The following is a 12,937-nucleotide window of genomic DNA, read 5'->3' as shown; positions in this document are numbered from 1 at the left end:
CACCCTACCAGCCCAATGCTGCCCCCGCCGCCGTGCGGCGTGCCCGCAGCGTGGCGGTCGCCAGCCTGCTGGCGTTGATTGTGCTGAGCCTGGCCTGGGAGCTGTGGCTCGCCCCCCTGCGGCCCGGCGGCTCGTGGCTGGCGCTCAAGGCGCTGCCGCTGTGCGTACCGCTGGCCGGTTTTTTGAAGAACCGCATGTACACCTACCGCTGGGTCAGCCTGATGGTCTGGCTGTATTTCACCGAAGGCATCGTGCGCGGCTGGAGCGACCGGCCGCCAAGCAACTGGCTGGCATGGGCCGAAGTGGCGCTGTGCACCGTGCTGTTCACCGCCTGCACCGCGCACATCCGACTGCGCCTGCGCAAACCCGCGCCGCTGGCCGCCGCCGCGCCTGCCACCTTGTAAACCCGAGCCTCCAGGCCTCCATTTCCCTATTTCCATGTCCGATTTTCTAGCCACCCTGCGCAGCCTGGTCGGGCCGGCGCATGTCTTGACCGAAGGCGACCTGAGCGCCTACGAGCGCGATTGGCGCGGCCGCCTGCACGGCAAGGCCCTGGCCGTGGTGCGTCCCGCCAATACGCAGGAGGTCGCCGCCGTGGTGCGCGCCTGCGCGGCCTTTGGCGTGCCCATGGTGCCGCAGGGCGGCAACACCAGCCTGTCGGTGGGCTCCACGCCCGACACCTCGGGCCGCGAGGTGGTGCTCAGCCTTACCCGCATGAACGCCGTGCGGGATACCGACCAGGCCAATCTCACCATGACGGTGGAAGCCGGCTGCGTGCTGCAAAACGTCCAGGCCGCCGCCGAAGCGGCCGGCCTGCTGTTCCCGCTCTCGCTCGCCGCCGAGGGCAGTTGCACCATTGGCGGCAACCTGGGCACCAACGCCGGCGGCACGCAGGTGCTGCGCTACGGCAACACGCGCGAACTGTGCCTGGGGCTTGAAGTGGTCACGCCGCAGGGCGAGGTCTGGAACGGCCTCAAGGGCCTGCGCAAGGACAACACCGGCTACGACCTGCGCAATCTGATGATTGGCAGCGAAGGCACGCTGGGCGTCATCACCGCCGCTACGCTCAAGCTCTTCCCCCGCCCCGCCGCACGCCTGACGGCCTGGGCAGCGGTGCCCTCGATGGATCAGGCCGTGGCCCTGCTCTCGCTGGCGCAGCGCAGCCTGGGCGCCGACCTGACGGGCTTTGAGGTGATGGGCCGCTTTGCCCTCTCGCTGGTGGACAAGCACATGCCGCAGCTGCGCGTGCCGTTTCTGGAGCAGGAAGCGGCGCAGTACGGCGTGCTGCTGGAAAATTCCGACAGCGAATCCGAGGAACACGCCCGCGCGCGCTTCGAGTCCTTGCTGGAATCCGCCTTCGAAGCCGGCTGCGTGCTCGACGCCGTGGTGGCAGAAAGCATCGCCCAGGCGCAACAGCTCTGGCACATCCGCGAGAGCATTCCGCTGGCGCAGGCGCAGGAAGGACTGAACATCAAGCACGACATCTCGGTGCCTATCTCTCGCATCCCCGCCTTCGTGGCCGACACCGACGCACGGCTGGCGCGCGAGATTCCCGGCGTGCGCCTGGTCAACTTCGGCCACCTGGGCGATGGCAACCTGCACTACAACGTGCAGGCGCCCGAGGGGTGCGACGCCGCCGCCTTCCTGCGCGAGCGCGAGGGCGACGTCAACGACCTGGTCTATGCCGCCGTGGCGCAGTTTGGTGGCTCGTTCTCCGCCGAGCACGGCGTGGGCGCGCTCAAGGTCGATACCCTCAGCCAATACCAGTCGCCCGTGGCGCTGGCCATGATGCGCAGCATCAAGCAGGCGCTGGACCCGCAGAAGCTGATGAATCCGGGGCGGGTGCTGAAACCCTAAGAACGTGTTCACGCTCTAACGCGTCAGTCGGCGCTTGTGGACATCTGGGCTGGGTGCGCATTCGCCCAGTCCTGCGCTGCCTGCCAGCCGGGCGGCACACAGCCCTGCTGCTGCACACACAGGCTGGCACTGGCCAGGGCATGGCGCAAGGCCTGCCGGCAGGGCTCGCCCGCCAAGCCGGCAAGGAACGCGCCCAAGCTGGCACCAGACGCGGCCTGCGCCTGGTGCAACAGATGCGCCAGCAGCCCCGCCAGAAAACTATCGCCCGCGCCCACGGTGTCGACCACCGCCAGCGGCTGGGCTTCCCTGGCAAAGTACGCCCCACCCTCGCGGTGCAGCAGCCAGGCGCCGGCGCCGCCCAGTGTCAGCACCAACAAATGGGTGTGCGGCGCCGTGTCCATCAGGTGGCGCGCCCGCTCCAGGGGATTCGCGCCGGGCATGGCCAGATGCTCCAGGTCTTCATCGCTGACCTTGATGACATCGGCCTGCGCCAGCACTTCGCGCACATGCGCCCGGTAGGCGGGCAGATCCGGCATCACGGACGGGCGCAGGTTGGCATCGACCACCACGCAGCACCCCGCGGCGCGCTGGCCGCGCAGCCAGGGCAGGTAGATGCCGGCGTCGCGTGCGCCCAGCGCCAGCGCGCCGGTACACACCAAGCGCAAGCCAGCGTGCTGCGCACAGGCCTGCGTGAGGCCGGCAGCATCCACCATCCGGTCGGCCACGCCTTCCCGGTAAAACGCGTAATCCGGTTGCCCCTGCGGCGTGAGGTTGACCACCGCCAACGAAGTCACTTCCTGTACGGGCTCCGGACACGCCAACTGCACGCCATCGCCCTCCATCGTGGCGGCAAGCTCGCGCCCCCAGTGGTCGCGCGAGAGCGGGTTGAGGTACAGCGTGCCCACGCCTTGGCGCGCCAACGCGCGGCACAGGTTGTACGGCGCACCGCCGGGACACGGCAGGTAGCTGCCGCCAGGGGTCTGGATAAGATCGATCAGGGCTTCACCAGCGACGGCGATCTGAATAGAGAGTGGAACGGGCATGGTGAACGAGCGGCGAAAGAGTCAAAACGTTGGCTGGCTACGACCGACGGCGGGAAGGATTGTGGGCCCAGACACCCTATAGCAGGAACAGACATTGCTCGACCAGCCCCCGCAAATCTTTCATGGACGGCCTGTCTGATTGCGGCTCTCCAGGAGGAATGCCCTGGCGCTGTGAGCGAAGCACCCATCGCCCATCGCCCCTAGAATTTGCCCTGGCAACCCGCTGCCACAATTGCGGCCGCGCCCAAACGAAGGCGCTTTCCTCTTCACCCGCCCTTTGCGCCAGCCCTAAAGTCAGCCATGCCATCCCAGTACGAAGACCTCATGCGCCATGTGTTCACGCACGGCGTGCACAAATCCGACCGGACCGGCACCGGCACGAAAAGCGTGTTCGGCTACCAGATGCGCTTCGATCTGCGCGAAGGCTTCCCGCTGGTGACCACCAAAAAGGTGCACCTCAAATCCGTGATCCTGGAACTGCTGTGGTTCCTCACCGGCTCCAGCAACAACCACTGGCTGACCGAGCGCGGCGTGACCATCTGGAACGAATGGGCGGGCGAAGACGGTGAGCTGGGCCCGGTCTATGGCGTGCAATGGCGCAGTTGGCCCACGCCGGACGGCGGCCATATCGACCAGATCAGCGAGGTCATCCAGACGCTCAAGACCAACCCCGATTCGCGCCGCATCATCGTCAGCAGCTGGAACGTGGCGGAGCTGCACAAGATGGCTCTCATGCCCTGCCATGCCTTCTTCCAGTTCTACGTGGCGCCCGCGACCGAACCGGGCGGCCGCGGCCAGCTCTCGTGCCAGCTCTACCAGCGCAGCGCCGACATCTTTTTGGGCGTGCCCTTCAACATCGCCAGCTACGCCCTGCTCACGCACATGGTGGCCCAGCAATGCGACCTGGATGTGGGCGACTTCATCTGGACCGGCGGCGACTGCCACATCTACAGCAACCACGAAGAGCAAGTGCGCACCCAGCTCGCGCGCACGCCGTATGCGCTGCCGCAACTGCATATCAAACGCCGGCCCGCCACGCTGTTTGATTACGCGTTGGAAGATTTCGAAATACTGAACTACGAACACCACCCCGCCATCAAGGCGCCGGTGGCGGTCTAGATGGCCGCATAGCATGCAAGTCAACCTCATTTACGCCCGCGCCGCCAACGGCGTGATCGGCAAAGACGGGCATATGCCCTGGCACCTGCCGGAAGACCTGGCGCACTTCAAGCGCCTGACCAGCGGCTGCCCGGTGGTCATGGGCCGCAAGACCTGGGATTCGCTGCCCACGCGCTTTCGCCCGCTGCCGGGCCGGCGCAACATTGTCGTCACGCGCCAGGAAAATTGGCGTGAAAATGGCGCCCAGCGCGCATCCAGCTTGGGTGAGGCGCTACAATTATGCGTGTCCTCTGACACCGTGTGGGTGATTGGCGGCGCGCAGATCTACGCACTGGCCCTGCCGCTGGCCCATGCCGTTGAAGTCACCGAGATCGAGCGCGAATACGCCGGCGACGCCTACGCACCCGAACTCGGCCCGGAATGGGTCGAGCAGCACCGCGAGCACATGCTGGCGCAAGACGGCACGCCGCTGAGCTTTGTGCGCTATGAGCGGGCGAGGCGCTGAAACCACCCTGCCCTTGCACGGCTTGCGCTCTGCTTGAGACGGTGTAGCTCGCCGCCAGCGCCTGCCGCCCTCCAAACAGCATGACCCATTCTGTGGCGCGCTGGCATCACAGGGCGTTCATTTTTTGATTTAGTTCAAAATATAGACTCATATATTACGACAGAAAATTCCCTTGCACACATCGTTATATACTTTTTTATATTTCGAAAACTGGGGAAAACTATGGAAATCAAACCTCCGCACCTGCGCCTCCAACACCCGTCCCGACCTCACTGCCCCAAACGCCCGATTGCCCTGGCGCTGGTGGCATTCATCGCTTCGGTCACCGTGCCGGCACGCGCAGCAGACGGCGTGTTCCAACTCGGCACGGTGGAAGTCAATGGGCAGCGGCCCGACACCAGCGATGGTGTTGAAGCCACACTGAGTCAGGAGAAGATTGCCGAGGACCAGCACGACACCGTCGGCAAGGCTATTGCGGTACTGCCGGGCGTCAGCCTGTCGCACAACAGCCGCAATGAAGATACGGTGTACCTGCGCGGCTTCGATTCGCGCCAGGTGCCCATGTTTGTCGATGGGGTACCCCTCTATGTGCCCTACGACGGGTATGTGGACTTTGGCCGATTCACCACCTTCGACCTATCGGAAATCCGTGTTGCCGGTGCCGGCGCTTCGCTGCTTTACGGCCCCAACACCCTGGGCGGAGCCATTAACCTGGTAACCCGCAAACCGGTGCGCGCCTTTGAGGGCGATATGCGCCTGGGCGTGGGCTCGGGCTCCGAAAAAATGGGGGCGCTCAACCTGGGCACCCAGCAAGGCACGTGGTACGCACAGCTGGGCTTGTCGTACCTGGATGCCGACGGCTTCCCGCTGCCCAAGGGATTCAAGGATTACAAGGCCAAACCCACGGACACCGGCAGCCAGCGCGAGAACGCCTACCGCACGGACCAGCGCCTGTCGTTCAAGATCGGGCTCACACCCAACGCGACCGACGAATATGCCTTGGGCTATGTCAACCAGGACGGCGAAAAAGGCAATCCGGTATACACCGGCCAGTCCACCAGCGGCATCCGCTACTGGCAGTGGCCCTATTGGGACAAGGACAGCCTGTACTTCATCAGCAGCACCCGCATCAACGAGAACAACATGCTCAAGGCCCGGGTGTACCACGACACCTACAAAAACAGCATTCTTGCGTTCAGCGATGCCAGTTACAGCACGCAGCTGAACAACACCAGCTTCCCCAGCGCTTACAACGACAGCTCGACCGGTGCCTCGCTGGAACTCGCCAACTATGCGGTGGCCAACCATGAGCTGCACCTGGCTGTGCATCTCAAGGAAGACGAGCACGAAGACTCCAACCCATCGTCCCCCACCAAGAACTATCGGGACGTCACCACCTCGCTGGCGGTAGAGGACAGTATTGCCCTGGCCAAAGACTGGCGCCTGCGCGTGGGCCTGTCGCACGACAAGCGCGACGCTAAAAAGGTGTATTACTGGCCCACTGGCTCCACCAGCGCAACCAATGGCCTGCTCGAGTTGACCCGCCTGCTGGGCGACCACGGCAGCGAGGCCTATGCCATTGCCTCGCACAAAACGCGCTTTCCTACCATCAAGGACCGCTACTCCGCCGGCCTGGGCTCGGCTTTGCCCAACCCCGACCTCAAGCCCGAGGTAGCCAACCACCTGGAGCTGGGCATCAAAGGCTCGCCCTGGACCGGCGGCAAGGGCCAGGCGGACGTGTTCTACAGCCGCATCACCGACCTGATGCAGAACGTCTATGTGGCAGCGCCCACCGGCACCTGTGGCGTAGGCAGCAACCTCTGCGCGCAGGCGCAAAACGTGGGCCGTGCGCGCAACGCGGGACTCGAGCTGTCACTGGACCAGGCGCTTGCCAGCCAATGGACCTGGACCGGTGCCTACACCTATCTGGCACGGCGCAACTTGAGCGACTCCAGTGTGCAACTCACCGACACGCCGCGCCACCGCCTGTACACGGCGCTGACCTGGGCGCCCAGCGACACCTGGGAACTGCGCACCACGCTCGAAGCCGAGCAGGGCCGCAAGGTGGCGGTCGCCGCTTCCGGCAAGACCGCTTACCGCGACCTGGGCGGTTTTGGCATCGTGGGCGTCAAAGCCATCTGGAAGCCGCGCAAGGACATGGCGCTGGACTTTGGCGTGAACAACTTGGGCGACAAGTGGTATGAACTGTCGGACGGCTTCCCGCTACCGGGCCGCACCTGGTTTGTCCGTGGCAGCTACCGCTTCTGAGAACGCAGGTAGGACCAAGCCATGAGCGTCACCCAACCTTCCCTTCTGGCCGCCATCGTGCACCCGGACCATCTCGGCGGAGCCGACACCTTGCTCGTCGACTTCTGCAGCAGCCTCCAGGCTCAGGGCTGGTGCGTGGGCGGCGTGGTGCAGGCCAACCGGGTGCGTCCCGGAGGCGCCAAGTGGATGCTGTTGCAAGACGTGCGAACGGGCGAAGAGTTTTCCATCTCGCAAGACCTGGGTGCGCAGTCGCAATCGTGCTGCATCGACCCTGCCGGTGTGGCGCAAGCCAGCGGTGCGCTGCGCCAGGCGCTGCGCGATCGGGTCGATTTGACCGTGACCAACCGCTTTGGCGCGCTGGAGGCCGCGGGCGGTGGCTTTGCTGCCGAGCTGTTGGTGCTGATGGCCGAGGAGCGCCCGCTGCTGACGGTGGTGGGTGAAAAGCATTTACAGGACTGGCGCCGCTTTACCGGGGGAATAGGAGAAGAACTGCCGCCTCGCCTGTCTGCACTGCAAAGCTGGTTCACCCTGTTGGGCATACAAAGCCCCCAACTCACGATAGGAGCGATAGAGCGATGAAACGGCGCCATTGGTTGCAATCGGGCCTGCCCTGGCTGGCAGCTGCCTGGTGGGGAGTACCCGCCTGGGCAGGCCCGACGGGCAGCACCATCGCTGCCCGCTTTGGCAAGCTGCCACCGCCCGAGCGCGTGCGCCGGGTGTTTGCAGCGGGTGCGCCTGCGGGCGTGCTGCTGGCCGCTCTGGCCCCAGACAAACTGGTGGGCTGGCCGCTGCAGTTGAGCGACGCCGCCCGTGGCCTGCTCGGTGCGCCACTGCAGGGTCTTCCCTTTGTCGGGCGTCTGGCCGGGCGGGGCAGCACGGTGCCCATGGAAACCCTGGTGCAGTTGCAGCCCGATCTGATCCTCGACTCCGGCACGGCCGACGCCACTTACATCTCGGCCGCCCGGCGCGTGACCGAGCAGACCGGCCTGCCCTGCGTGCTGGTGCACGGCCGCCTGGCCGACCACGCGGCGCAGCTGCGCGAGGTGGGGCAACTGCTGGGCGTGGCCGAACGCGGCGAGCGCCTGGCCGCCTATGCCGACGCCACACTGGCGCTGGCCGCTCAGGTCCGCGCCAGTGTGCCGCTGGCCGAGCGACCGCGCGTGTACTTTGGCCGCAGCGCCGATGGGCTGGAAACCGGGCTGGACGGCTCCATTAACCTGGAACTGCTGGACTTTGCCGCAGGCCGCAATGTTGCCGCTGCCGCCGGCAAGGGCTCACTCACCCGCGTCTCGATGGAGCAGATCCTGGGCTGGGACCCGGAGGTCATCGTCACCCAAGACCCTGCCTTTACGCGCCGTGCCTTGAGCGACCCGCTGTGGCAATCGCTCACCGCCGTGCGCAAGCGCCGCGTGCACTGCGCGCCCAGCATGCCGTTTGGTTGGCTCGATGGCCCGCCCGGCGTGAACCGGCTCATCGGAGTGCACTGGCTGGTGCAACTGCTGCACCCCGCACACCCGGCGGTGCGTTCGCTCGAACCTTTGCCCGTGGCTGTGCAGCGCTTTTACCGCCTGTTCTACGGCGCAGATTTGTCGCCGAAAGCGGTGGCGGCCTTGCTGGAAGGTGCGGCGTGAAATTGATGAGAAATTGGCCTCTAGCGCTTATGTATAAAGCGCAAACAGCTATTAATTTGGTAGTTATACACCTATGACTACCTGCGTGAAAGAGGCCCAGCAGGCGAGCGCCGCGCTCTGCCCGCCCGCCCCGGCCATCTGGCTGCCCTGGGCCGTGGCGGGTGTGCTGCTGCTGGCCGTGGTGGTCACCGCCTTTGCGCTGGGCAAGTTCCCCATCGCCCCGGCCGACCTGCTGCGCGCCGTGTGGGCACGGCTGTCGGGCACTGAGTCGGGCCTCACGCCCGCCCAGGAAACGGTGGTCTGGAATATCCGCCTGCCGCGCGTCGCCGCAGGGTTGCTGGTGGGCGCGGGGCTGGCGGCGGCGGGTGCGGCCTACCAGGGCATGTTTCGCAACCCGCTGGTCTCGCCCGACATCCTGGGCGTGTCGGCCGGTGCCGGGTTGGGCGCGGTGCTGGGCATCTACCTGGGCCTGCCGCTGGCGGTGGTGCAGGCGCTGGCTTTTATCGGTGGGCTTCTGGCTGTGGGCACGGTGGTGGGCGTGTCGGGGCTGGTGCGGCGGCACGACCCGGTGCTGGTACTGGTGCTCGCAGGCATTGCCGTGGGCGCGCTATTGGGCGCCGGCATTTCGCTCATCAAGATATTGGCCGACCCGACCACGCAACTGCCTTCCATCACCTTCTGGCTGCTGGGTGGCCTGAACGCCGTGACCACGGCCGACCTCGCGGTGACGGCGCCGGTCATGCTGGTGGGCCTGGTACCCATGGCGCTCTTGCGCTGGCGCATGAACCTGCTGAGCCTGGCCGACGAAGAAGCGCAGGCGCTGGGCATCTCCGTCGTGCGCCTGCGTCTGCTGCTGGTGGCGGCTGCCACTTTGAGCACGGCGGCGGCGGTGTCGCTGACCGGCATCATCGGCTGGATTGGCCTGGTGGTTCCCCATGTGGCGCGGCTGTTGGTGGGGCCCAACTTTGCGCGCCTGCTGCCAGCGTCGCTGCTGCTGGGCGGCGGTTTCTTGGTAGCCACCGACACACTGGCACGCACCGCTGCCAGCATCGAGCTGCCGCTGGGCATCCTCACGGCGCTGGTGGGCGCACCGTTCTTTTTGTTCTTGCTGGCGCGGCCGGGGCGGGGCGAATGAGCGCCGCGCCACCACCGGCCACAACCACCGTGCCGGTGCTGCAAGCCTGCGCCCTCACCATCGGCCACGGCCAGCGGCGCGTGGGCAGCGACCTGGATTTTGCGATGATGCCCGGCGAAGTGCTGTGCCTGCTCGGCCCCAATGGCAGCGGCAAAACGACACTGTTCCGCACGCTGCTGGGCCTGCTGGCACCGCTGGCGGGCGAGGTGCGGGTGCTGGGCGAGCCCGTGTCTGCCTGGCCCCGCAGCGCCTTTGCGCGCCATGTGGGCTATGTGCCGCAGGCGCATGCCGGCATCTTTCCGTACACGGTCGAAGACGTGGTGCTGATGGGCCGCGCCGCCCGCATTGGCCGTTTTGCAGCGCCTGCGCAGCAGGACCGCGACCATGCCCAGCATTGCCTTCACACCCTCGGCATTGCACACCTGCGCCAGCGCATCTACACCGCCATCAGCGGCGGCGAGCGCCAGTTGGTGCTGATCGCCCGCGCACTGGCGCAAGAGCCCGTGCTGCTGGTGATGGACGAGCCCACCGCCAGCCTCGACTTTGGCAACCAGATCCGCGTGCTCGAACACATCTCCAAGCTGCGCCAGCAAGGCATGGCCGTGCTGCTCTCCACCCACCAGCCCGAACACGCGCTGCGCATTGCCGATCGCATTGCCCTGCTCGGCGGTGGCTGCCTGGTGGCCATCGGCACGCCTGCCAGCACCGCGACACCCGAACGCCTGGCCACCTTGTACGGCGTGAGCGAACGCGCTGTCACCATGAGCCTCGCCGCCAGCCTGGGCACCACCACAGCCATATCCCATCCCCCGGAAACCACTCCATGACCATCGAAGCCATCGACTTTGGCCGCCTGTACCGCGACCACCTGGCCACCACCGCCCGAACCCGCAAAACCGCTAGCGCATGGGACAGCCGCGCCGCCGGCATGGCCAGCAAGGCCAGCAAGGCCCTGAATAGCCGCTATGCCGAGGAATTTGTGGCGCGCATGGATCTGCACGGCGCTACCTCGCTGCTGGACGTGGGCTGCGGCCCCGGCACCATCGGCCTGGCCGTGGCCCACCAGTTGCAGCGCGTGGTGGGCCTGGACTACAGCAGCGCCATGTTGGGCGCCATGCGTGCCAAAGCGGCGGAGATGCAGCTTGCCAACGTCGAAACCCTGCACTGCGCCTGGGAAGACGACTGGAGCGACGTGCCCGAGTGCGACATCGTCGTGGCATCACGCTCCACCACGGTCGAAGACATCGCCACCGCATTGGAGCAGTTGCACGCCAAGGCAAGGCTGCGCGTCTACCTCACGCACCTGGTGGGCGGCCATTTCACCGACCCTGCCCTCCAGGCCGTCATCGGCCGCCAGGTGCCCAGCGTGCCCGACTACATCTACCTGCTCAACATCCTGCACCGCATGGGCATCCACCCACGGCTGGACTACATCGCACACGAAAACCGGCTGGCCGATGCGGTGGACTTTGACGACTTCGCGCGCCGCATGGCCTGGTCGGTAGGAGACCTTGAAGCCGACGAACTTGCGCGCCTGCGCACCTGGTACGAGCGCGCCACGCCGCAGGAGCGCAAGGGAATGCCAATGCGCTGGGCCATCATTTCATGGGAGAAAGCACCATGCTGACTGCACAGGCACGCCCCGAAGCTTCCGACGCACCACAGAGCGAAGCCCTGCTGGCCGAACTGCACGCCGAGGTGGTCACCGCCCTGGGCCCAGAGGCCGCGCAAGAGCTCTGCATCGAACACGCAGTGATCGGCGTTTTCTTCACCGGCGTCAAACTCTCCAACGGTGTGGGCGGCCTGTGCGCCACGCCCATCAAAAGCGTGCCCGAGGCCGTGTGTTGCCCCAGCTCTGCCATGGCCATGCCAGTGCCGGGCAAGATTGCAGGGCGCAATGCCGTGCAGTTGCTGCAAGACCTCTATCGCTCACAAGACCTGCGCCGTGCCCTGGCCATCGCTACGCTCAACGCGCTGGCCGAAACCCTGTGGCAACGTGACGGCCCGCCCCACGCTTCCGAGGTGCGCAGTGGCGACGCCTTTGACGCGCTCAACATCGCGCCTGGCCATCGCGTGGTGCTGGTGGGCGCCTTCGTGCCCTACATACGTGAGCTGCGCAAACGTGGCCAGTCGTTTGGCGTGCTGGAGCTGGACCTTTCTACCCTGCGCCCGGACGAGCTGGTGTTTCACATCCCACAAGAGCGCGCGGCGCAGGCGATTGCCGAGGCCGATGTGCTCATCACCACCGGCACCACGCTCATCAACGGCACGCTCGACGGCCTGCTGCAGCACCTGCGCTCTGGCGTGCAGGCCGCCGTGGTGGGCCCCACAGCCACCCTGTGGCCAGGGCCATTCGCCCGCCGGGGCGCCACGGTGGTGGGCGGCACACGCGTGCAAGGCGCCGATGCCCTGCTGGATCTGTTGTCCGAAGGTGGCTCGGGCTACCACTTCTTTGGCAAATCGGTGGAACGCGTCTGCCTGTGCGTGAACCCATGACCACTGTGCCGGCCGCCCTGCCTTCCGTCTTTTTCGACCACGCCACCATCGACGCCTGGATTGCGGAGGATGCGCCGCTGCTCGACCTCACCACGCACCTGCTGGCCATTGGCGGGCACCCTGCGCGCATGGTCTTTATCGTGCGCGGCGATACGGTGGCCGCCTGCACCGAAGAAGCTGCGCGTCTGGTGCAACACTGCGGCGGACAAGTACAAAGCTGCGTGGCCAGTGGGTCGCGTGTGGCGCCTGGCACGGCGCTGCTGGTGGCTACGGGCGAGGCCGCTGGCCTGCTGCGCGCGTGGAAGGTGGCGCAGAACCTGCTCGAATATGCCTGTGGCGTGGCTGGCGCCACCGCGCGCATGGTGCAGGCGGTGCAGGCCATCGCCCCCGACGTGGCGGTGCTGACCACGCGCAAGCACGCGCCGGGCCTGCGGCGCATTGCGCTCAAGGCCACGCTCAGTGGCGGCGCTTTTCCGCACCGGCTGGGCGTGGGCGAGTCGGTGCTGGTGTTCCCACAGCACCGGGCCCTGCTGGGTGACTGGGCGGCTGTGCAGGCGCGGCTGGCGGCCGCAGCTCCGGCACTGACCGAAAAGCAATGCGTGATTGAAGTCGCTTCATTGGAAGAAGCTTTTGCCGCCATCCGAGCTGGCGCTGACGTGCTGCAATTCGACAAGGCCACCCCAGAGCAGTTGCGCGCATGGTGCCCGCAGCTGCGCGGGCAGCACCCAAACGTCGGGCTGCTGGCCGCCGGTGGCGTGACCGGGCACAACGCCGCCGCCTACGCCGCCAGCGGCGTCAATGCACTGGTCACCAGCAGCCTGCACCATGCGCCTCCGGCGGACGTGGGTCTGCGGGTCGAGCCGCTCTAGGCGACCTACACTGG

The 12,937-nt window shown here is 66.4% G+C and carries 13 protein-coding genes; 12 read left to right on the top strand and 1 reads right to left on the bottom strand.

What is annotated here, in order from left to right; translation table 11 throughout:
• The first annotated feature begins 32 nt into the window (after nucleotides 1-32).
• Entirely contained in the window at nucleotides 33-404 is a 372-nt protein-coding gene (locus AC07ZH_RS09130; RefSeq protein WP_495199468.1) for a DUF2069 domain-containing protein, read from the top strand.
• A gap of 34 nt (nucleotides 405-438) precedes the next feature.
• Nucleotides 439-1,857 carry an FAD-binding oxidoreductase gene (locus AC07ZH_RS09125; RefSeq protein WP_495199463.1) on the top strand — a complete coding sequence of 473 codons (1,419 nt, stop codon included), beginning with the start codon at nucleotides 439-441 and terminating at the stop codon, nucleotides 1,855-1,857.
• Nucleotides 1,858-1,880: 23 nt separating this feature from the next.
• Here the strand turns inward: AC07ZH_RS09125 and AC07ZH_RS09120 are convergent, their stop codons facing one another.
• Nucleotides 1,881-2,900, bottom strand: a complete 1,020-nt coding sequence (locus AC07ZH_RS09120) for a carbohydrate kinase family protein (protein WP_495199462.1) — start codon at nucleotides 2,898-2,900, stop codon at nucleotides 1,881-1,883.
• A 300-nt stretch (nucleotides 2,901-3,200) separates the two neighbouring features.
• On the opposite strand from AC07ZH_RS09120, the gene AC07ZH_RS09115 reads away from it, so the two are divergent.
• The 10 genes from AC07ZH_RS09115 (at nucleotide 3,201) to modD (ending at nucleotide 12,923) form a co-directional block, all read left to right on the top strand.
• On the top strand, nucleotides 3,201-4,019 hold the full coding sequence (locus tag AC07ZH_RS09115; RefSeq protein WP_495199461.1) for a thymidylate synthase: 819 nt from the start codon (nucleotides 3,201-3,203) through the stop codon (nucleotides 4,017-4,019).
• A 13-nt stretch (nucleotides 4,020-4,032) separates the two neighbouring features.
• Nucleotides 4,033-4,524: a dihydrofolate reductase gene (locus AC07ZH_RS09110; RefSeq protein WP_495199460.1), complete on the top strand. Its 492-nt coding sequence runs from the start codon at nucleotides 4,033-4,035 to the stop codon at nucleotides 4,522-4,524.
• A gap of 222 nt (nucleotides 4,525-4,746) precedes the next feature.
• Nucleotides 4,747-6,792, top strand: a complete 2,046-nt coding sequence (locus AC07ZH_RS09105) for a TonB-dependent receptor plug domain-containing protein (protein ID WP_495199459.1) — start codon at nucleotides 4,747-4,749, stop codon at nucleotides 6,790-6,792.
• A 21-nt stretch (nucleotides 6,793-6,813) separates the two neighbouring features.
• Nucleotides 6,814-7,371: a DUF2478 domain-containing protein gene (locus AC07ZH_RS09100; protein WP_495199458.1), complete on the top strand. Its 558-nt coding sequence runs from the start codon at nucleotides 6,814-6,816 to the stop codon at nucleotides 7,369-7,371.
• The gene (locus tag AC07ZH_RS09095) at nucleotides 7,368-8,423 is read left to right on the top strand and encodes an ABC transporter substrate-binding protein (RefSeq protein WP_495199457.1); all 1,056 of its coding nucleotides are present in this window, start codon (nucleotides 7,368-7,370) and stop codon (nucleotides 8,421-8,423) included. The genes AC07ZH_RS09100 and AC07ZH_RS09095 overlap by 4 nt, the downstream gene beginning before the upstream one ends.
• Before the next feature lie 73 nt (nucleotides 8,424-8,496).
• The gene (locus tag AC07ZH_RS09090) at nucleotides 8,497-9,558 is read left to right on the top strand and encodes a FecCD family ABC transporter permease (protein ID WP_495199456.1); all 1,062 of its coding nucleotides are present in this window, start codon (nucleotides 8,497-8,499) and stop codon (nucleotides 9,556-9,558) included.
• Nucleotides 9,555-10,385, top strand: a complete 831-nt coding sequence (locus tag AC07ZH_RS09085) for an ABC transporter ATP-binding protein (RefSeq protein ID WP_495199455.1) — start codon at nucleotides 9,555-9,557, stop codon at nucleotides 10,383-10,385. Before AC07ZH_RS09090 ends, AC07ZH_RS09085 begins: the two co-directional genes overlap by 4 nt.
• Nucleotides 10,382-11,185, top strand: coding sequence for a class I SAM-dependent methyltransferase (locus AC07ZH_RS09080; protein ID WP_495199454.1), 804 nt, complete (start codon nucleotides 10,382-10,384; stop codon nucleotides 11,183-11,185). Before AC07ZH_RS09085 ends, AC07ZH_RS09080 begins: the two co-directional genes overlap by 4 nt.
• Nucleotides 11,179-12,054 (top strand): Rossmann-like domain-containing protein, encoded by an 876-nt coding sequence (locus AC07ZH_RS09075; RefSeq protein WP_495199453.1) that lies wholly within the window; start codon nucleotides 11,179-11,181, stop codon nucleotides 12,052-12,054. The genes AC07ZH_RS09080 and AC07ZH_RS09075 overlap by 7 nt, the downstream gene beginning before the upstream one ends.
• On the top strand, nucleotides 12,051-12,923 hold the full coding sequence (gene modD / locus AC07ZH_RS09070; RefSeq protein ID WP_495199452.1) for a ModD protein: 873 nt from the start codon (nucleotides 12,051-12,053) through the stop codon (nucleotides 12,921-12,923). The genes AC07ZH_RS09075 and modD overlap by 4 nt, the downstream gene beginning before the upstream one ends.
• The last annotated feature ends 14 nt before the right edge of the window (nucleotides 12,924-12,937 follow it).

The organism is Simplicispira sp. GW247-4R2A (assembly GCF_059424465.1).
Note: the sequence above shows the minus strand (reverse complement) of the source record. Positions and strands in the feature narration are given on the sequence as shown.

What these genes read in the sequence shown, in the direction of transcription:
- AC07ZH_RS09125 (WP_495199463.1), top strand. Translation starts at nt 439, where the DNA reads ATGTCCGATTTTCTAGCCACCCTGCGCAGCCTGGTCGGGCCGGCGCAT.
- AC07ZH_RS09120 (WP_495199462.1), bottom strand. Translation starts at nt 2,900, where the DNA reads ATGCCCGTTCCACTCTCTATTCAGATCGCCGTCGCTGGTGAAGCCCTG.
- AC07ZH_RS09115 (WP_495199461.1), top strand. Translation starts at nt 3,201, where the DNA reads ATGCCATCCCAGTACGAAGACCTCATGCGCCATGTGTTCACGCACGGC.
- AC07ZH_RS09110 (WP_495199460.1), top strand. Translation starts at nt 4,033, where the DNA reads ATGCAAGTCAACCTCATTTACGCCCGCGCCGCCAACGGCGTGATCGGC.
- AC07ZH_RS09105 (WP_495199459.1), top strand. Translation starts at nt 4,747, where the DNA reads ATGGAAATCAAACCTCCGCACCTGCGCCTCCAACACCCGTCCCGACCT.
- AC07ZH_RS09100 (WP_495199458.1), top strand. Translation starts at nt 6,814, where the DNA reads ATGAGCGTCACCCAACCTTCCCTTCTGGCCGCCATCGTGCACCCGGAC.
- AC07ZH_RS09095 (WP_495199457.1), top strand. Translation starts at nt 7,368, where the DNA reads ATGAAACGGCGCCATTGGTTGCAATCGGGCCTGCCCTGGCTGGCAGCT.
- AC07ZH_RS09090 (WP_495199456.1), top strand. Translation starts at nt 8,497, where the DNA reads ATGACTACCTGCGTGAAAGAGGCCCAGCAGGCGAGCGCCGCGCTCTGC.
- AC07ZH_RS09085 (WP_495199455.1), top strand. Translation starts at nt 9,555, where the DNA reads ATGAGCGCCGCGCCACCACCGGCCACAACCACCGTGCCGGTGCTGCAA.
- AC07ZH_RS09080 (WP_495199454.1), top strand. Translation starts at nt 10,382, where the DNA reads ATGACCATCGAAGCCATCGACTTTGGCCGCCTGTACCGCGACCACCTG.
- AC07ZH_RS09075 (WP_495199453.1), top strand. Translation starts at nt 11,179, where the DNA reads ATGCTGACTGCACAGGCACGCCCCGAAGCTTCCGACGCACCACAGAGC.
- modD (WP_495199452.1), top strand. Translation starts at nt 12,051, where the DNA reads ATGACCACTGTGCCGGCCGCCCTGCCTTCCGTCTTTTTCGACCACGCC.